The 18,619-nt window shown below is 69.7% G+C and carries 19 protein-coding genes; 13 read left to right on the forward strand and 6 right to left on the reverse strand.

Annotated features, from left to right (window positions below; genetic code table 11):
- The first annotated feature begins 241 nt into the window (after positions 1 to 241).
- The 4 genes from mptB to AB0I43_RS19590 all read left to right on the forward strand — a co-directional run bounded on the left by mptB (position 242) and on the right by AB0I43_RS19590 (position 4,692).
- Positions 242 to 1,927: a polyprenol phosphomannose-dependent alpha 1,6 mannosyltransferase MptB gene (gene mptB / locus AB0I43_RS19575; RefSeq protein ID WP_356978069.1), complete on the forward strand. Its 1,686-nt coding sequence runs from the start codon at positions 242 to 244 to the stop codon at positions 1,925 to 1,927.
- A complete protein-coding gene (locus tag AB0I43_RS19580) occupies positions 1,924 to 2,853 on the forward strand; it encodes an ABC transporter ATP-binding protein (RefSeq protein WP_356978071.1) in 930 nt (309 codons plus the stop codon). The genes mptB and AB0I43_RS19580 overlap by 4 nt, the downstream gene beginning before the upstream one ends.
- Positions 2,850 to 3,653 (forward strand): ABC transporter permease, encoded by an 804-nt coding sequence (locus AB0I43_RS19585; protein ID WP_356978073.1) that lies wholly within the window; start codon positions 2,850 to 2,852, stop codon positions 3,651 to 3,653. The genes AB0I43_RS19580 and AB0I43_RS19585 overlap by 4 nt, the downstream gene beginning before the upstream one ends.
- A 70-nt stretch (positions 3,654 to 3,723) precedes the next feature.
- Positions 3,724 to 4,692 carry a heme A synthase gene (locus AB0I43_RS19590; protein WP_356978075.1) on the forward strand — a complete coding sequence of 323 codons (969 nt, stop codon included), beginning with the start codon at positions 3,724 to 3,726 and terminating at the stop codon, positions 4,690 to 4,692.
- A gap of 1 nt (position 4,693) precedes the next feature.
- Here AB0I43_RS19590 and AB0I43_RS19595 read toward each other — a convergent pair whose 3' ends face one another.
- The 3 genes from AB0I43_RS19595 to AB0I43_RS19605 form a co-directional block, all read right to left on the reverse strand.
- Positions 4,694 to 5,443 (reverse strand): hypothetical protein, encoded by a 750-nt coding sequence (locus tag AB0I43_RS19595; RefSeq protein WP_356978076.1) that lies wholly within the window; start codon positions 5,441 to 5,443, stop codon positions 4,694 to 4,696.
- A gap of 43 nt (positions 5,444 to 5,486) precedes the next feature.
- Positions 5,487 to 5,948 (reverse strand): hypothetical protein, encoded by a 462-nt coding sequence (locus tag AB0I43_RS19600; protein WP_356978078.1) that lies wholly within the window; start codon positions 5,946 to 5,948, stop codon positions 5,487 to 5,489.
- A gap of 133 nt (positions 5,949 to 6,081) precedes the next feature.
- The gene (locus tag AB0I43_RS19605; RefSeq protein WP_356978079.1) at positions 6,082 to 6,429 is read right to left on the reverse strand and encodes a hypothetical protein; all 348 of its coding nucleotides are present in this window, start codon (positions 6,427 to 6,429) and stop codon (positions 6,082 to 6,084) included.
- Positions 6,430 to 6,511: 82 nt separating this feature from the next.
- Between AB0I43_RS19605 and AB0I43_RS19610 the strand changes: the two genes are divergently transcribed.
- A complete protein-coding gene (locus AB0I43_RS19610) occupies positions 6,512 to 7,477 on the forward strand; it encodes a quinone oxidoreductase (protein ID WP_357432496.1) in 966 nt (321 codons plus the stop codon).
- Between the two features lie 43 nt (positions 7,478 to 7,520).
- Here the strand turns inward: AB0I43_RS19610 and AB0I43_RS19615 are convergent, their stop codons facing one another.
- Together AB0I43_RS19615 and AB0I43_RS19620 are read right to left on the reverse strand one after the other, a co-directional pair.
- Positions 7,521 to 7,892: a nuclear transport factor 2 family protein gene (locus tag AB0I43_RS19615; RefSeq protein ID WP_356978082.1), complete on the reverse strand. Its 372-nt coding sequence runs from the start codon at positions 7,890 to 7,892 to the stop codon at positions 7,521 to 7,523.
- Positions 7,893 to 7,974: 82 nt separating this feature from the next.
- Positions 7,975 to 8,577, reverse strand: a complete 603-nt coding sequence (locus AB0I43_RS19620) for a TetR/AcrR family transcriptional regulator (protein ID WP_356978084.1) — start codon at positions 8,575 to 8,577, stop codon at positions 7,975 to 7,977.
- 85 nt (positions 8,578 to 8,662) lie between these two features.
- Here AB0I43_RS19620 and AB0I43_RS19625 point away from each other — a divergent pair, with 85 nt between their 5' ends.
- Positions 8,663 to 10,066 carry an FAD-dependent monooxygenase gene (locus tag AB0I43_RS19625; protein ID WP_356978086.1) on the forward strand — a complete coding sequence of 468 codons (1,404 nt, stop codon included), beginning with the start codon at positions 8,663 to 8,665 and terminating at the stop codon, positions 10,064 to 10,066.
- Here the strand turns inward: AB0I43_RS19625 and AB0I43_RS19630 are convergent.
- On the reverse strand, positions 10,059 to 10,979 hold the full coding sequence (locus AB0I43_RS19630; protein ID WP_356978248.1) for a heme o synthase: 921 nt from the start codon (positions 10,977 to 10,979) through the stop codon (positions 10,059 to 10,061). The genes AB0I43_RS19625 and AB0I43_RS19630 overlap by 8 nt on opposite strands.
- A 397-nt stretch (positions 10,980 to 11,376) precedes the next feature.
- Here AB0I43_RS19630 and tkt point away from each other — a divergent pair, with 397 nt between their 5' ends.
- The 7 genes from tkt to AB0I43_RS19665 are packed head-to-tail and all read left to right on the forward strand — an operon-like array spanning position 11,377 to position 18,542.
- Positions 11,377 to 13,518: a transketolase gene (tkt, locus tag AB0I43_RS19635; RefSeq protein ID WP_357432497.1), complete on the forward strand. Its 2,142-nt coding sequence runs from the start codon at positions 11,377 to 11,379 to the stop codon at positions 13,516 to 13,518.
- A 4-nt stretch (positions 13,519 to 13,522) separates the two neighbouring features.
- Positions 13,523 to 14,653, forward strand: a complete 1,131-nt coding sequence (gene tal, locus AB0I43_RS19640) for a transaldolase (RefSeq protein ID WP_356978089.1) — start codon at positions 13,523 to 13,525, stop codon at positions 14,651 to 14,653.
- Between the two features lie 5 nt (positions 14,654 to 14,658).
- Positions 14,659 to 16,212: a glucose-6-phosphate dehydrogenase gene (gene zwf / locus AB0I43_RS19645; RefSeq protein ID WP_356978091.1), complete on the forward strand. Its 1,554-nt coding sequence runs from the start codon at positions 14,659 to 14,661 to the stop codon at positions 16,210 to 16,212.
- Positions 16,209 to 17,117 carry a glucose-6-phosphate dehydrogenase assembly protein OpcA gene (gene opcA / locus AB0I43_RS19650; protein ID WP_356978249.1) on the forward strand — a complete coding sequence of 303 codons (909 nt, stop codon included), beginning with the start codon at positions 16,209 to 16,211 and terminating at the stop codon, positions 17,115 to 17,117. The genes zwf and opcA overlap by 4 nt, the downstream gene beginning before the upstream one ends.
- Positions 17,110 to 17,856, forward strand: a complete 747-nt coding sequence (pgl, locus tag AB0I43_RS19655; protein ID WP_356978093.1) for a 6-phosphogluconolactonase — start codon at positions 17,110 to 17,112, stop codon at positions 17,854 to 17,856. The genes opcA and pgl overlap by 8 nt, the downstream gene beginning before the upstream one ends.
- A 45-nt stretch (positions 17,857 to 17,901) precedes the next feature.
- Positions 17,902 to 18,156: a type II toxin-antitoxin system prevent-host-death family antitoxin gene (locus AB0I43_RS19660; RefSeq protein WP_356978095.1), complete on the forward strand. Its 255-nt coding sequence runs from the start codon at positions 17,902 to 17,904 to the stop codon at positions 18,154 to 18,156.
- On the forward strand, positions 18,141 to 18,542 hold the full coding sequence (locus AB0I43_RS19665) for a PIN domain-containing protein (RefSeq protein WP_356978096.1): 402 nt from the start codon (positions 18,141 to 18,143) through the stop codon (positions 18,540 to 18,542). Before AB0I43_RS19660 ends, AB0I43_RS19665 begins: the two co-directional genes overlap by 16 nt.
- The last annotated feature ends 77 nt before the right edge of the window (positions 18,543 to 18,619 follow it).

Genomic DNA, 18,619 nt, shown 5'->3' on the forward strand with positions numbered 1-18,619 from the left:
TAGTGACCCATCACACAGCGGTGATCTACGCCTATCAGTCCACCTCGGCGGGGGTATCGTCCGACGATCGCGCGCCTCCCGGACGCGATCAGGCGCCGCTCGGCGATATCCGGGAGTTCGCCGGATCACCCGCCCCGCCACCGGCGCGATCGATCGTGCGACTTGGACCACAGCGGGGGCCGGCCGGCGGAGCGCGGGTTGCGGGTCGGCCGGAAGCGGCCCGCGCACTAGGCTTCCGGTCGTGGCGGTACTGGAGGGCGCGCGGCGCCGGACATTGGCGGTCGGGCGCCGGGCCCTCGGGCTCGACGTGCCCGCCCCCGATCACACGGTCGCGGTGCTGCACCGGGACGAGACGGCGGTGCCCGAACTCGACGCCCGGGAGATGTCGCAGTTCAACCGGATTCGGCTGCTGGGCGCGACCGGATCGGTGCTGATGGTGATCAGCGCGCTCGGCGTCGGCGCGCAGCCGGTGCTGCAGAACCCGGTCTCGGGCATGCGGATCTTCGCCATCTTCGGCCGCACCCACACCGCCTCGCTGGCCGTCTGCATGGTCGGCACCACGCTGGTGGTACTGGCCTGGCTGCTGCTGGGGCGCTTCGCCGTCGGCGGCGTCGGCGGCAATCCGCTGCACCGGCTGACCCGCTCGCAGATGGACCGCACCCTGCTGCTGTGGGTGCTGCCGCTGGCCATCGCGCCGCCGATGTTCAGCAACGACGTCTATTCCTATCTGGCGCAGAGCGAGATCAGCGCGCGGGGGCTGGATCCTTACTCGGTCGGTCCCTCCCAGGCGCTGGGCAACGACAATGTGCTGACCCGCAACGTCCCCAACATCTGGCGCGAGACCCCCGCGCCGTACGGGCCGCTGTTCCTGTGGGCCGGGCGGATCATCGCCGAGATCACCGGCGACAACATCCTGGTCGGCGTCTGGATGCACCGGCTGCTCGCCCTGGGCGGCGTCGCGCTGATCGTGTGGGCGCTGCCCCGGCTGTCGGTGCGCTGCGGCGTCGCGCCGGTGAGCGCGCTGTGGCTCGGCGCGGCCAACCCGCTGGTGCTGTTCCACCTGGTCGGCGGCGTGCACAACGACGCGCTCATGCTCGGCCTGATGCTGGCCGGCATGGAGCTGTGCCTGCGCGCCATCGACGACTCCCCCGAATTCGACGGCCGCGCCTACGCGCTGCTGATCTCCGGCGCGGTGGTGATCACCTTGTCGGCGTCGATAAAGGTGACCTCGATGATCACCATGGGCTTCGTCTGGGTCGCGCTGGCCCGCCGCTGGAACGGCGGGCTACGCACCCTGGTCACATCCGCGGCCATGCTCGGCGGCATCGCGCTCGGGGTGACGGCGCTGATCGGCTCGCTCAGCGATCTCGGCTTCGGCTGGATCCACACCCTCAACGTCGCCAGCGCGGTGCGCAGCTGGATGTCGCTGCCCACCGCGATCGGCATCATCACCGGCTTCGGCGGCGTGCTGCTCGGGCTCGGCGACCACACCACCGCGCTGCTCAGCATCACCCGGCCGATCGCGATGGCGGTGGCCGCCTACGTCACCATTCGCATGCTCGTCGCCGCCGGCACCGGGCGGCTGCACCCGGTCGGGGCGCTCGGCGTCTCGCTCGGCGCGATCGTGCTGCTGTTCCCGGTGGTGCAGCCCTGGTATCTGCTGTGGGCGATCGTGCCGCTCGCGGCCTGGGCCACCCGGCCGATCTTCCGGGTCCCGGCCGTGGCGCTCTCCGCGCTGGTCAGCGTGTTGCAGATGCCGCGCGGCGGTGATTTCGAGGTGTTCCAGATCGTCGGCTCGGCGATCGCCACCGCGATCGTGTGCGTGCTGTTCATCGTTCTGACGCGCAATGTGCTGCCCTGGCGGGTGCAGCAGCCGGGGGTGTCGGCTCGGTCACACGGGGGCACGGCTTACCGTGTGACCTCGTGACCTCCTCCGGCCCGGCCGTACGCGTTGACGGCGTCGTCAAACGCTATGACGAGACCCTCGCGGTCGACGGTTTGTCCTTCGAAGTCGAACGGGCGCAGGTACTTGCGCTGCTCGGGCCCAACGGCGCGGGCAAGACGACCACCGTCGAGATGTGCGAAGGATTCGTCACCCCGGACGCGGGCAGCGTCCGCGTGCTCGGGCTGGACCCGGTCGCCGATTCCGATCGGCTGCGCCCGCGCATCGGCGTGATGCTGCAGGGCGGCGGCGCGTACCCGGGCGCGCGCGCCGGCGAGATGCTCGACCTGGTCGCCTCCTACTCGGCCCATCCGCTCGATCCGGAGTGGCTGCTGCAAACCCTTGGGCTGCAAGACAATCGGCGCACCCCCTATCGCCGGCTCTCCGGCGGCCAGCAGCAGCGCCTGGCGCTGGCCTGCGCGCTGGTCGGCCGCCCCGAGATCGTGTTCCTGGACGAGCCCACCGCCGGACTGGACGCGCAGGCCCGGCTGATCGTCTGGGAGCTGATCGACGCGCTGCGCCGCGACGGCGTCAGCGTGCTGCTCACCACGCACCTGATGGACGAGGCCGAGCAGCTCGCCGACCAGCTCGTCATCATCGACCACGGGCAGATCGTCGCCTCCGGCACGCCCGCCGAGGTGACCGCGCACGGCGCCGCCGGTCAGCTGCGCTTCACCGCGCCGCCGAAACTCGATCTCGGGCTGCTGGAAACCGCGCTGCCGGAAGGCTTCGCGCCGCGCGAAACGCATCCCGGCTCGTACCTCGTCGAGGGCGAGATCGACCCGCAGGTGCTGGCGACGGTGACCGCCTGGTGTGCGCGAATGAACGTGCTCGCCACCGACATTCGCATCGATCAGCGCCGGCTCGAAGACGTCTTCCTGGAACTCACCGGACGGGACCTACGCGGATGACACAAGCGGCTTCTGACCCCTTCGCACGATCCAATCGGTTCGTGCCGGGCACCTTCACCCCGGATCCCCGTCCGACCACCCGCGCCGCCATGCTCGCCGCGCAGACCCGGATGGAACTGGTCCTGTTGCTGCGCAACGGCGAACAGCTGTTGCTGACCATGTTCATCCCGATCACCCTGCTGGTCGGCCTGACGCTGCTGCCCTTCGGCAACCTCGGCCAGGACCGCATCGACAAGCTGGTGCCGGCGGTGATGATGGTGGCGGTGATGTCCACCGCGTTCACCGGGCAGGCCATCGCGGTCGGCTTCGATCGGCGCTACGGCGCGCTCAAGCGCCTCGGGGCGACGGCGCTGCCGCGCTGGGGCATCATCGCGGGCAAGAGCGCCGCCGTGCTGATCGTGGTGGTGTTGCAGGCGATCCTGCTGGGCGCCATCGGATTCGCGCTGGGCTGGCGGCCCGGACTGGGCGGCCTGCTGCTGGGCGCGCTGGTGATCGCGCTCGGCACCGCCGTGTTCGCGGCCATGGGCCTGCTGCTCGGCGGCACGCTGAAGGCCGAGATCGTGCTGGCGCTGGCCAATATCCTGTGGTTCGTCATGCTCGGCGTCGCGAGCGTGGTGTTCGCCTCCGACGACCTGCCGACCGCGGTGAACGTCATCGCGCGCTTGATTCCCTCGGGTGCGCTGGCCGTCGCCCTGGAGCAGGCGCTGCGCAGCGGCGTCGATTGGTTCGGGCTGATCGTGCTCGCCGCGTGGGGTCTGATCTGCGGTCTGCTCGCCACGCGGTACTTCCGCTTCCACTGACGGCCGACTCCACGACGTCATGTAGTAGACCGGGTGCGAGCGGGTTTCGGGCGGTCGCTACCATCGTGCGGTGCTGTATCGCGCATTCTTGCGAGTCGTCGACCGCCTGCCGCTCCCGTCGCTGCGGGCGCAGAAGCTGATCGCCGCCCTGGTCGTGCTCACCCAGGCCGGCATCGCCGTCACCGGAGCAGTGGTCCGGGTGACCGCCTCCGGGCTGGGCTGCCCGACCTGGCCGCAGTGCTTCCCCGGCAGCTTCACGCCGGTGACCGTCGCCGAGGTGCCGTTCTTCCATCAGGCCGTCGAGTTCGGCAACCGGCTGCTCGTCTTCGTGGTGACGCTGTTCGCGGCGCTGATCGTGCTGGCCGTGACGCGGGCGCGCCGCCGTCGCACCGTGCTGGTCTACGCCTGGCTGATGCCCGGCGGCACCGTCGTGCAGGCGATCATCGGCGGCATCACCGTGCGCACCGGGCTGCTCTGGTGGACGGTCGCGGTGCACCTGCTCGCGTCCATGGCGATGGTGTGGCTGGCGATGGTGCTCTACGCCAAGATCAGCGAACCCGACGACGGTGTGGACACCGTGCGGGCGCCCGAACCGCTGCGCTGGCTGACCGCGCTGAGCGGCGTCGCGCTCGCGGGCGTGCTCGTCGCGGGCACCCTGGTCACCGCCGCCGGACCGCACGCGGGCGACAAGAGCCTGGAACGGCCGGTGGCCCGGCTCGAGGTCGAGATCGTCACCCTCGTGCACCTGCACTCGCAGTTCCTGGTCAGCTATCTCGCCCTGCTCGTCGGGCTCGGGTTCGGCCTCTTCGCGGTCGGCGTCGCCAAGCCCGTCCGGACCCGGCTGTTCGTGCTGCTGGGCCTGGTCTGTGCCCAGGCCCTGGTCGGCATCGTCCAATACTTCACCGACGTCCCCGGCTTCCTGGTCGCCACGCACGTCGCCGGTGCGGGCGCCTGCGTCGCCGCCACCGCCGCACTGTGGGCCGCCCTGCGCACCCGCGAACCGCTTCCGGTCGAGGCGCCGGTCGGCCAGCCCGCCTAGGTCAGACCACCGAGGGACGGGTCGGGCTGGACCAGATCGTGTCGCCCTGACCTTCCAGCAAGCGGGCCAGATCGACCCGGGCGCTGTCGATCCCGGACGTGCCCGAGACGCAGTACTCGGTTTCGGCGCGGGTGAGGAGCTTGATTCCGACGAGCCGGATCGGTGACAGCGGTCCCTCGACGGATTCGGGCAGCGCCGGATCCCGGACACCGAGCAGCACGGTGGGATTGCCGTCGTCGTCGAGGTAGTCCGAAGCACCCTCCGGCAGTCGCACGCCGGGCAGGGTAATTGTGAGCACGCCGTAGTGCTGCAAAGCACGGGTGAATCGGAAGCCCCCGCTCGACCAGTTCTCGGTCACCGCACGCACCAGTTGCCCCAGCCAGGACGACAACACCTCGCCGGTGCTCATCTCGGCGAAGTCGGTCCCGGCAGCGGCCGCGTACACCTCGACCTCGACGCCGTTGGTCGGCTCGGCGTCGGACCAGGCGATCGGAAACGACAACCCGTAACTCGTCGCCAGCACACCGTATTGCCGCCGCACCACCCGGAAACTCGGATGCTCCGGACTGGCCGGCTCCACCTCCTGGATCCCCATGTTGTCCCAGATCTCGGCGGGAATGAACCGCGACCGATAGCGCGGAGACCGATACTCGGCGTCCAGCCGCCCCCACCCCGCCCACACCCGATCCAGCGCCTGCCAGGTCGGCTCGTAATACTGCGCCTCGATATCGACGTCCTGTGTCTCACTCACCCGGAAAAGCTATCCACTCAGCACTTTTCGCCGCAACGGAGATTCACCCCGCGACTTCGTCCCGGTAGAAGTCCGCCGCGTCGGCTTGGGACCATCGCGTTCCGTGCAGTGCGGCACCGGGGATCTCCGGATAGGGCTCGATGTCGACCCCCGGTCCCGCCGGGGCTGCTACTAGGTGCACGGCCGAGCCGATCAGCAGCGTTTCCTGCCATCGTTGACAGTCGTCGAGCCGGACGCCGACGTCGGCGGCGCAGGATGCACACGCGAGATTCGGGCCGTCACGGCCGTCCAGCCCCCAGCAACCGGTGTGGCAGCGCGCGAGGACGAGGTCCGTGCCGCGGACGTCCCCCGGCGACAGGACGTAGTAGCGGTCCTCCAGCATCTGCACGCCGCGTAGCCCGAGCGGGCGGATCGCGTAGGTGCCGGGCGGCATCCGATGGGGCAGGACCCCGACGTGCCCGGCGGTGCAGGGCTCGTCCGGATACGGTACTTCCCGCAGCGCCACACTCAGCCTCAGCTCGCATCGAGCACAGAAGAACATCCCCACCGGGACGATCGTGGTACAGGGCGGGCGGCGACGCCAGCGAATAACACGAGCCGGCTACCCTGGGGCGATAACCGGCTCGGAGTCGTCGGGCTCAGCGCTCGTTGCGGGCCTTCGGGAAGCGGGTTTGGCGGGCGACCCAGCCGGCCATCTGGGCGAAGTGGCCGGGGCGGGGGGTGACGATGGCGCCGAGTTCGCGGTCCCACTCGTCGGCCTCGGCCAGGTTGTCGACGGCGGCGACGAGTGCCTTGGCCTCCGCCATGGAGCCGACGACGCGGTCGCCGAGGATGCCGTCCTGGCCGACCAGGGTGACGCGCACACCCAACCGGCCGAGGGGCTGCAGGACGGCGGTGGCGGAGCCGCCGTGCTCGGCGACGAATCCCTTGACGGAGGCCACGACGGCGCCCGGCAACTTCACGGGGGTGTCGGCTGCAACGCTCATGACCGACACTTTACCGACCGGTAGGCCGCAGTCCATACCGGCGGGGTACAGGTCACTCCGTGTCAGTGCTAGAACTGAATCCATGCGCGCCATTCAGGTTTCCGAGCACGGTGGTCCCGACGTCCTGCGGCCCGTGGACGCGCCCGACCCGGCGATCGCGCCCGACCAGCTGCTGGTCGACACCCAGGCGATCGGGATCAACTTCATCGACACCTACTTCCGCACCGGCATGTACCCGGCGGCCGTGCCCTACGTCCCGGGCTCGGAGGGCACCGGCGTGGTCGCCGCGATCGGCGCGGACGTCACCGATTTCCAGGTCGGCGATCGCGTCGCCTGGTGCGCCGCGCCCGGCTCCTACGCCGAGAAAGTGGCCGTGAACGCGGCGATCGCCGTTCCGGTGCCGGACGGCGTCGCGGCCCCGGTCGCCGCGTCCGCACTGTTGCAGGGCATGACGGCGCACTACCTGGTCGAGTCGGTGTACAAGCCGGAGCCCGGCGAGACGGTGCTGGTACACGCCGGCGCGGGCGGTGTCGGCCTGATCCTGACCCAGCTGGCCGCCGCGCGCGGCATCCGCGTGATCACCACGGTCTCCTCCGACGCGAAGGAGGAACTCTCGCGCGAGGCGGGCGCGGCCGAGGTGCTGCGCTACGCCGACGACCTGGCCGAGCAGGTCCGCAAGCTCACCGACGGCGTCGGCGTCGCGGCGGTCTACGACGGCGTCGGCAAGGACACCTTCGAAGCCAGCCTGTCCTCGTTGCGCGTGCGCGGCACCCTGGCTCTGTTCGGCGCGGCCAGCGGTCCGGTCCCGCCGTTCGACCTGCAGCGCCTCAACGGGCTGGGCTCGCTCGTCGTCACCCGCCCCAAGCTGGGCGATTTCACCCGCGACCGCGAGGAACTCCGGTGGCGCGCGGGCGACATCTTCACCGCGATCGCCGACGGCACGCTGAATATTCGCGTCGGGGCCACCTATCCGCTGGCCGAAGCCGAGCGAGCGCACCGGGATCTGGAGGGCCGCAAGACCACCGGTTCGATCGTGCTGCTGCCCTGACCTCGGCGCGGCCCGATCTGCCCGCACCCACAGGTCAGCGGGTCTACCCCTCGGCGGCGGTGATGTGGCTGTGCACGCAGCGCCAGCCACTCTCCCCGCGCAGGTAGACATCGGTCGTCCACTCGTCGGCGTCGAACCGATCCCCGCGGTAGTGCGCCGTATTCGTCACGCGCGCCGTGTAGACCGCGATGTCGCCGTACAGCTGGATCCGCGGCTCGCTCACCTCGCGCATCGCGGAGTGCGTCAACCCGCCCGCGCCGACGAGTTCGAGGAACTCGGCGCGCGTGCGCACTCCGGAGTCGGAGACGATCACCCACTCCGGCGCCATGAACCGCGCGATCCGCGCGGGGTCGTTGGACACCATCGCCTCGGCCCAGTTCCGAGCCACCGCACGAACTTCCGCCACCGGGTCCATCCAGCGATCGTAGCCACGATCGCAGCGCATTCGGCCGCGCGGCGGATACCGAATGGCGCGGGTTGCGCGGCCGCGGCTCCGATCAGTAATCGCGGCCGGTGATGCCCCGGTAGACGAAGCGGGTCAGCCCGTCGACGGCCTGCTCGTCGGTCAGTTCCACAGTGCCGTCCTCGACCGCCTGCAGGAGCGCCTGCACCAGCAGGAACATCATCGCCAGGGAGGCGTCCGGCGTGCTGGGCAGCCGTAATCCCTTGTCGGCGAAGCCGGTCACGTGGTCGGCGATGTCGGCGCGCTGCCGCACCGAGAACTCCCCCACCATGCGCGCGAAATCCGCGCTGACGATCGCGGCCTGATTCACCGCCCGCAGCACCGGGGCGTGGGCGCGCGCGAAGGTCCAGTACCCGGCGACGTGATAGCGGACCGCTTCGGGATCGCTGAAATCCGGATTGTGGTCGTCGGCGTCGGCGTGCGCGTCGCCCGCCGCCGCCAGGTCCTGCAGCAGCGCCTGCAGGAGTTCCTCTTTGCTCGCGAAATGGTTGTAGAAGGACCCGGCCGCGCGCCCGGCGGCGGCGGTGATGTCGGTGATCTTGGTGTTCAGGTAGCCGCGTTCGGCGAAGACCCGCATCGCGGCGGCCTTGAGCGCCTGCTGGGTTTCGGCCGCCTTCTCCTGTCGGCTCAGGACCACTCGAACCACCTCCTTGACACGGAAACTTACCAACCAACATACTGAATCTATATTCACTGAATTCAGATTCATTGTAGGAGGAATCGTGTCGGACCTGGTACTCGTCGCGGGAGCCGGACCCACCGGATTGACCCTGGCCCTCGATCTCGCCCGGCGCGGCCTGCCGGTGCGCGTCATCGACCGGGCAACCGAGTTCTTCGCGGGCTCCCGCGGCGACGGCATCCAGCCGCGCACGCTGGAGGTTTTCGACGATCTCGGCGTCCTGGACGCCGTCCTGGCGGCGGGCATCCCGGCGCCGGTGCTGCGCGCCTACGTCGGCGGCGAGTTCGCCGGCGAACACCGCATGGCCGAGCCGGTCGAGCCGACCCCCGCCGTTCCCTATCCGAACCTGTGGATGCTCGGGCAGTCCCGCACCGAACAGATCCTGCGCGAACGGCTCGCCGACTTCGGCGTGCACGTCGAACTCGGCACCGCCCTCACCGCTTTCGAGCAGGACGACGCCGGCGTCACCGCCACCCTGGCGACCGGCGACACCGTCCGCGCCGCCTATCTGGTCGGTGCCGACGGCGGCCGCAGCACGGTCCGCAAGGCACTCGGCATCCCGTTCGAGGGCAGCACCGACGAGTCGATCCGGATGCTGCTCGGCGACGTGCGCGCCGACGCGCTCGACCACGACTACGGCTACTGGTTCGCCGCCGCCGCGAACCCCATGGAAGGCATCGCGCTGTCCCCGTTGCCCGGCGGCCGCCATTTCCAGCTGGCCGCACCGCTGCCCGCCGACGTCGAACCGACCCTGAAAACCTTGCAGGACTTCATCGACCGCTACTCCGCCCGCACCGACATCACCCTCACGGACCTGACCTGGGCGACCGTGTGGCGCCCGAACATCCGCCTGGCGCGGCGCTTCCGCGCGGGCCGGGTGTTCCTCGCCGGCGACGCCGCCCACGTGCACCCGCCGACCGGCGGCCAGGGCATGAACACCGGCATCCAGGACGCCTACAACCTCGGCTGGAAACTCGCCGCGGCGCTCGCGGGCGACGAATCACGCCTGGACAGCTACGAATCCGAGCGCCGCGCGGTCGCGGCCCGGGTACTCGGGGTCAGCACCGAACTGCTCGGCAAACTGGTCGACGGCGACGCGGACGCGAGGGAGCGTGGCCCGGAAACGCAGCAACTCGACATCAGCTACCGCACCGGCACCGGCCCGATCGTCGCGGGCGACCGCGCCCCGGACGCGCCGCTCGAGGACGCCTCCGGTCGTCGGCTGCGCCTGTTCGACCTGTTCCGCGGGCCGCACGCGACCCGGCTGCACTTCGGCGAAACCGGCCCGCTGCCGGTCGAATCCGGCGTCGAGACGTATGCGGTGGTGCGGCCGGGCACCACGGCGGCGGGCCGCCATGTCGTCGATGTCGACGGTCACGCGTTCGCGGCCTATCACGCCACCGAGGGCGACGTCGTCGGGATCCGCCCCGACGGCTATCTCAGCTGAAGAAGCTGCCGATCGTGTCCCAGCCCAGCACCGAATCCACGGCCAGTCCGCAGAAGACCACGGCCAGATAGTTGTTGGACTGCAGGAACAGGCGCAGCGGCTTCACCGATTCGCCGCGGCGCACGCCGGCGTAGAGCTGGTGTGCCATGAGCAGGAACCAGGCGCCGGCGACCAGGGCCACGGCGGCGTAGATGACACCGGTCGCGGGGACCAGGGCCAGGGTGGTGAGCACGGTGAGCCAGGTGTAGACGACGATCTGCTTGGTCACCGTCTGCTCGGTCGCCACGACCGGCAGCATCGGAACCCCCGCGGCGCGGTAGTCCTCCTTGTAGCGCATCGCCAGCGCCCAGGTGTGCGGCGGCGTCCAGAAGAAGATGACGCCGAACAGCGCGATCGCGGGCCAGCCGATGCCGCCGGTCACCGCGGACCAGCCGACCAGGGCGGGCATGCACCCGGCCGCGCCGCCCCACACCACGTTCTGCGAGGTGCGGCGCTTGAGGCCCAGGGTGTAGACGAAAACGTAGAACAGGATGGTCGCGACGACCAGGGCGCCGCTGAGCAGGTTCGCCTGCCACCACAGCCAGGCGAAGGAGGCGACGCCGAGCGTCACGCCGAAGACGAAGGCGTTGCGGGTCGGCACCGCGTCCCGGGCGAGCGGGCGCTTGGCGGTCCGCTTCATCACCTTGTCGATGTCGGCGTCGGCGACGCAGTTCAGGGTGTTGGCGCTGGCGGCGCCCATCCAGCCGCCGAACAGGGTGACCAGGATCAGCCGGATGTCGACGTTGCCGCGGTCGGCCAGCAGCATCGTCGGAATGGTGGCGACGAGCAGCAGCTCGATCACGCGCGGCTTGGTCAGCGCGATGTAGGCGAGCGGGCGGCGCAGCACTCGCGCGACGAGTCCCTCCCCTTGCATCCGATCGGCGAGCGCCGTCGAAGAGCCGTGCGCGTCCGCGATATTCATCGGCGCGGGAGCGGGATTGTCACCCGGCTGTTGCCCAATCCGCACTGTCTCTCCTCGCACGTTTGTGCATCGCATCCGGCCATGGAATCAGCAGTGCGCGGCCCCTACGGCGCGGCAACTACTACAGAGGATGGTAGACCCTCGCCGGTGGTGCACCTGCTCGCGCCCCGGTGTGCCGGGGTAGCGACCGGTCGGTAGTGGGCAATACGCGCCGGTAACCCGGGTTCCCGCTCAGCCGGTCACGGGGCACATCTAGGGTGGTGGGGACACCGCTCCCCCGGTCGCTTGCGACTGCATGCAGGTCGCTCGAAACGGCCAGCCGAAACCCAATGTCAGGAGAACCTCGGTCGTGTCAGTGACAGACGACATCCGCGCCCTCACTCAGCCGAACCACCCGGACGATTGGACGGATCTCGACACCAAGGCCGTCGACACGGTACGCGTGCTGGCCGCCGATTCGATCCAGAACGCCGGAAACGGTCATCCCGGCACCGCGATGAGCCTGGCGCCGCTGGCGTACTCGCTCTACCAGCGCGTCATGCGCCACGACCCGAGCGATCCGAGCTGGGTCGGCCGGGACCGTTTCGTGCTGTCCTGCGGCCACTCCAGCATCACCCAGTACATCCAGCTGTACCTGGCCGGTTTCGGCCTCGAGCTGGACGATCTGAAGACCCTGCGCAAGTGGGGTTCGCTGACCCCGGGCCACCCGGAGTTCCGGCACACCGACGGCGTCGAGATCACCACCGGCCCGCTGGGCCAGGGTCTGGCCTCCGCCGTCGGCATGGCGATGGCGGCGCGCCGCGAGCGCGGCCTGTTCGATCCGTCGGCCGCGCCGGGCGCCAGCCCGTTCGACCACTTCATCTACGTCATCGCCTCCGACGGCGACATGGAGGAGGGTGTCACCTCCGAGGCGTCGTCGCTGGCGGGTACCCAGCAGCTGGGCAACCTGGTCCTGATCTACGACGACAACAAGATCTCCATCGAGGACGACACCACCATCGCCTTCACCGAGGACGTGGCGGCGCGCTACGCGGCCTACGGCTGGCACGTGCAGGTCGTCGAGGGCGGCGAGGATGTCGTCGCGATCGAGGCGGCGCTGGCCGCGGCCAAGGCCGAGACCGGCAAGCCCTCGATCATCGTGCTGCGCACCATCATCGGCTACCCGGCCCCGAACAAGATGAACACCGGCGCCGCGCACGGCGCCGCGCTGGGCGCCGACGAGGTGGCCGCCACCAAGAAGATCCTCGGCTTCGATCCCGAGAAGAACTTCGACGTGGCCCCCGAGGTCATCGAGCACACCCGCAAGGCCGTCGAGCGCGGTCAGGCGGCGCACCGGGAGTGGCAGCAGCAGTTCGACGCGTGGGCCGCGGCCAACCCGGAGAACAAGGAACTGTTCGACCGCCTGGCCACCCGCGATCTGCCCAAGGGCTGGGCCGAGAGCCTGCCCACCTACGACGCGGACCCGAAGGGCATGGCCACCCGCAAGGCCTCCGGCAAGGTGCTCGCCGCCCTCGCGCCGGTGCTGCCGGAACTGTGGGGCGGTTCGGCCGACCTCGCCGAGTCCAACAACACCACCATGCCCGACACCCCGAGCTTCGGCCCGGAGACCATCTCGACCGGCATGTGGAAGGCCGAACCGTACGGCCGCACACTGCATTTCGGCGTCCGCGAGCACGCCATGGGCGCCATCCTGAACGGCATCGCGCTGCACGGCCCGACCCGCCCGTACGGCGGCACCTTCCTGGTGTTCTCCGACTACATGCGCCCGGCCGTGCGCCTGGCCGCGCTGATGCGCGTCCCCGCGATCTACGTCTGGACCCACGACTCCATCGGCCTGGGCGAGGACGGCCCCACGCACCAGCCGATCGAGCACCTGGCCGCGCTGCGCGCCATCCCGGGCCTGAACGTGGTGCGCCCCGGCGACGCCAACGAGACCACCTACGCCTGGCGCACCATCCTGGAGCGCGATTCGGCCGAGCACACCTCGCACTTCTCGGTGTCGGAGCCCCCGCATCAGGACGGCCCGTCCGCGCTGGCGCTGACCCGCCAGGATCTGCCGATCCAGGAGGGCACCAGCTACGAGGGCGTGCGCAAGGGCGGCTACGTGCTGGCCGAGGCCTCGACCGGCACCCCCCAGGTGATCCTGATCGCCACGGGCTCCGAGCTCCAGCTCGCCGTCGACGCGCGGACTACGCTGGAGGCGCAGGGCATCGGAACCCGCGTGGTCTCGATGCCGTGCGTGGAGTGGTTCGACGCGCAGGACAAGGCCTACCGCGACGAGGTGCTGCCGCCCTCGGTCCGGGCGCGGGTCTCGGTCGAAGCCGGCATCGCGATGCCGTGGCACCGTTTCGTCGGTGACGCGGGCGAGATGGTCTCGATCGAGCACTTCGGCGCCTCGGCCGATTTCAAGACCCTGTTCCGCGAGTTCGGGATCACCACCGACGCTGTTGTCGCTGCCGCGCAGCGCACGCTCGAGAACGTGAAGGGATAAACCCATGGCACAGAACGAGAATCTCGTCGCCCTCTCCCAGGCCGGCGTATCGGTCTGGCTCGACGACCTCTCCCGGGATCGCATCCAGTCCGGCAACCTCGCCGAACTGATCGAGACCCGCAGCGTCGTCGGCGTCACCACCAACCCGACCATCTTCCAGGGTGCGCTGAGCCAGGGCCACGCCTACGACAAGCAGGTGAAAGAGCTTGCCGCGCAGGGCGTGGACGTGGACGCCGCGATCCGCACCATCACCACCGACGATGTCCGCTCCGCCTGTGACGTGTTCGCCGGGGTCTTCGAGGCCTCCGGCGGCGTCGACGGCCGGGTCTCCATCGAGGTCGACCCGCGCTTCGCCTTCGACGCGGAGAAGACCGTCGCCCAGGCCATCGACCTGTGGAAAACGGTGGACCGCCCGAACCTGTTCATCAAGATCCCCGCGACCGAGGCGGGCCTGCCCGCGATCAGCGCGGTGCTGGCCGAGGGCATCAGCGTCAACGTGACGCTGATCTTCTCCGTCCCGCGCTACCGCGCCGTGATGGGCTCCTACCTGGACGGCATCACCAAGGCCAAGGCCGCGGGCCACGATCCGGCCAAGATCCATTCCGTCGCTTCGTTCTTCGTCTCCCGCGTGGACACCGAGATCGACAAGCGCCTGGAAGCGATCGGCTCCGACGAGGCGCTGGCGCTGCGCGGCAAGGCCGGCGTCGCCAACGCCCGCCTGGCCTACGCCGAGTACCAGGACGTGTTCGACGGTGGCGCGCACACCTCCACCTACCAGCACCTGGCCTCGGCCGGCGCCAACCGGCAGCGGCCGCTGTGGGCGTCCACCGGCGTGAAGAACCCGGATTACTCCGACACCCTCTACGTCACCGAGCTGGTCGCGACCAACACGGTGAACACCCTGCCGGAGAAAACGCTCGAGGCCTTCGCCGATCACGGCGAGACTCGCGGCGACACCCTGAGCGGCGCCGCCGAGGCGGCGCAGCAGGTCTTCGATCAGCTCAGCGCGGTCGGCATCGATCTCGACGACGTGTTCGCCGTGCTCGAGACCGAAGGCGTGGAGAAGTTCGAGAAGTCCTGGGAGGAACTGCTTTCCGCCACCGGCGCCGAGCTGCGCGGAGCGGGGAGCAACTGACGACGATGGCCGGCACAGCAGAGGTCAGCAAGAACCCGCTGCGTGACGAGCGGGATAAACGGGTTCCCCGGATCGCGGGCCCGTGCAGCATGGTGATCTTCGGGGTCACCGGTGATCTGTCCCGGAAGAAACTGATGCCGGCCATCTACGACCTGGCGAACCGGGGGCTGCTGCCCCCGGGTTTCGCCCTGGTCGGCTTCGCCCGCCGCGATTACGCGGACGAGGATTTCACCCAGGTCGTCCTGGACGCGGTGAAGGCGCACGCCCGCACCCCGTTCCGCCAGGCGGTCTGGGATCACCTGGCCGAGGGTTTCCGCTTCGTGCAGGGCACCTTCGACGACGACGCGGCCTTCGCCAAGCTCGCCGAGACACTCGCGAAACTGGACAAGGAACGCGGCACCGGCGGCAATCACGCCTTCTACCTGTCGATTCCGCCGGACATGTTCCCGGTGGTGCTCGACCAGCTCTCCGAGCACGGGCTGGCCCAGTCCACCGGCAACGGTGACGGGCGCAAGCCGTGGCGGCGCGTGGTGATCGAGAAGCCCTTCGGGCACGACCTGAAGAGCGCCGTCGAACTCAACGCGCTGGTCAACGGCGTGTTCCCCGAGGAGACGGTGTTCCGCATCGATCACTACCTCGGCAAGGAGACGGTGCAGAACCTGCTGGCGCTGCGCTTCGCCAACCAGCTGTTCGACCCGATCTGGAACGCCAACTACGTCGACCACGTGCAGATCACCATGGCCGAGGACATCGGCCTGGGCGGGCGCGCGGGCTACTACGACGGCATCGGCGCGGCGCGCGACGTCATCCAGAACCATCTGCTGCAGCTGCTCGCGCTGACGGCGATGGAGGAGCCGATCAGCTTCCAGCCCAAGCAGTTGCAGACCGAGAAGATCAAGGTGCTCTCGGCGACGAAACTGGTCGAGCCGCTGGACGAGACGACCGCGCGCGGTCAGTACTCCGAAGGCTGGCAGGGCGGCGAGCACGTGGTCGGGCTGTCCGACGAGGAGGGTTTCGACCCGCAGTCGCGCACCGAGACCTACGCCGCCATCACCCTGGAGGTCGATACCCGGCGCTGGGCCGGGGTGCCGTTCTATCTGCGCACCGGCAAACGGCTGGGCCGGCGGGTCACCGAGATCGCGATCGTGTTCAAGCGGGCCCCGCACCTGCCCTTCGATCAGACCATGACCGAGGAACTCGGCCAGAACGCGCTGGTCATCCGGGTGCAGCCGGACGAGGGCATCACCATGCGATTCGGCTCCAAGGTGCCCGGATCGAGCATGGAGGTGCGCGACGTCAACATGGATTTCAGCTACGGCGAGGCGTTCACCGAGTCCTCCCCCGAGGCCTACGAGCGCCTGATCCTGGACGTGCTGCTCGGCGTGCCGTCCCTGTTCCCGGTGAACGAGGAGGTCGAATTGTCCTGGAGCATCCTGGATCCGGTGCTCGACCACTGGGCCGCGGGCGGTAAACCCGAGGCCTACGAGGCGGGCACCTGGGGTCCGGAATCGGCGGAGAAGATGCTGGCCCGCACCGGCCGCGAATGGCGGCGCCCGTGATCGTCGACATGCTCGACACCACCACCGGCGCGGTCACCAAGCGCCTGGTGCAGTTGCGCGAGAGCAACGGTGTCATCACCATGGGCCGGGTGCTCACCCTCGTGGTGTGCACGCTGGACAGCTCCGAGGCCGAGGACGCGATCGACGCGGCCAACGACGCCAGCCGCGAACACCCCTGCCGGGTCGTGGTGCTCGCGCGCGGGGATCGGGAACAGCCGACCAAGCTGGACGCGCAGATCCGCGTGGGCGGCGACGCCGGCGCGGCCGAGGTCATCGTGCTGCGCCTGCAGGGCGAGCTGATCAATCACGAATCCAGCGTGGTGATCCCGTTCCTGCTGCCCGACACTCCCGTGGTCGCCTGGTGGCCGCGGGGCGCGCCGGAGTTCCCGTCCAAGGATTCGGTGGGCCGCCTGGCGACCCGCCGCATCACCGACGCGACGTTCGCGCCGGATCCGCAGGCCACCATCAAGAAGCGCCAGGATTCCTACGCGCCGGGCGACACCGATCTGGCGTGGAGCCGGATCACCTACTGGCGGGCGCTGCTCACCGCCGCGCTGGACGAACCGCCCTACGAACCGATCGAGCGGGTCACCATCTCCGGCCTGCGCGAGGAGCCGGCGCTGGACATGCTGGCCGGCTGGCTGGCCGAGCGGCTCGGCTGCCCGGTGCATCGCCAGACCGGGGAGCTGCGGGTGGAGTTGCACCGCGAGTCGGTGTCCATCGCGATCCAGCGCCCGCAGCACGGCACCACCGCCACCCTGACCCGCACCGGGGATCCCGATCAGCGGATCGCCCTGGCGCGCCGGGAAACTCGCGACTGCCTCGCCGAGGAGTTGCGCCGTTTGGACGCCGACGACATCTATGTCGAGGCCCTCGCCGGAATCGAGAAGGTGATCTATGACTGACCGCACTCCCGCCGACACCGTCGAAGTCCACCCGGATCCCGACGCCCTCGTCACCGCGGCCGCCGCTCGTTTCGTCGAGATCGTGACGGCCGCCCAGGCCGCGCGCGGCTCGGCCTCGGTGGTGCTCACCGGCGGCGGCACCGGCATCGGCATGCTGGAACAGGTCCGCAAGGCGCCCGGCGCCGTCGACTGGTCGCGGCTCGACATCTTCTGGGGTGATGAGCGTTTCGTGCCCGTCGCCGACGCCGAGCGCAACGAGTTGCAGGCGCGCGAGGCGCTGCTCGACCACGTCCCGGTCGATCCGGCGCGGGTGCACCCGGTCGCCGCCTCCGACGGCGAATACCCCGATCCCACGGAGGCCGCGGCCGAGTACTCCGCGGCGGTGCACGCCCACCTCGCCGAGCACGGCTCCTTCGATCTGCACCTGCTCGGCATGGGCGGCGAGGGCCACGTCAACTCGCTGTTCCCGGACACCGACGCGGTGCGCGAGGCGCACGAACTCGTCGTCGCGGTCGTGAATTCGCCCAAGCCCCCGCCGGTCCGAGTCACGCTGACCCTGCCCGCCGTCCGCCGCAGCCGCCACGTGATGCTGATCGTGGGCGGTTCGGCGAAGGCCGAAGCGGTCGCCGCCGCGATCGGCGGCGCGAAGCCGGTCGACATCCCCGCCGCGGGGGCCCAGGGCACGGAGTCCACCCTCTGGCTGCTGGATCAGGAAGCCGCCGCCCAGCTACGACGCTGACCGATCCGAACTGCCGTCCGCAGCGAATCAGATAATATGATTCCCATGAAGGTCATGACCGCTACCGAGGTTGCGCGCAACCTATCGGCGGTGCTCGACGAGGCCGAACACGGCGAGACGATCACCATCACTCGCGGCGGGCGCCGGATCGCAACACTGACTCCGGCCGCCCGCGCGAACGGTGCCGAGGTCATCGCGTTCTTCGCCGCTCATACACCGCTCGAAGGTTTCGGTGATGATGTCGAGACCACTCGTGAAATCCTCATCGACGGAGTGAGCGCAGAGTGGGACGACGACTGATCCTGGACACCGGGGTCGTGATTGCCGCCGAGCGGCGCAAGCTCGATCTGGCCGGTCTCCTGCGCCCGGCCGATGACGTGGTGATCGCCATGATCACGGCCTCCGAGTTGTACCTCGGAGTAGAACTGGCTGACCCCGCACGGCAGGGTGCGCGGAAGGCATTCGTCGATGCCTTCATCGCGGCTACACCGATCGAGGATCACACACTCGATGTAGCACGCTCGCACGCGAGGCTGATGGCACATGCTCGGAGGTCTGGTGTTCCCCGAGGCGCCCACGACCTGATCATTGCCGCAACCGCGGCTGCTACAAGCCGAATTCTCGTGTCGACCGACAGCAAGGCCCAATTCACTGCGTTGCCCGGTGTCGAGTGTCTGCTGTGTTGATGTCACTCGGCGCCGGAAACTTTAGCGTCTGAGTTCGCGTCCCTCAGTACTCTTTCGGTGGATCGCCGAGGATTTCG

This window comes from Nocardia sp. NPDC050435, assembly GCF_040655395.1.
In the GTDB taxonomy this organism is placed as follows: Bacteria; Actinomycetota; Actinomycetes; order Mycobacteriales; family Mycobacteriaceae; genus Nocardia.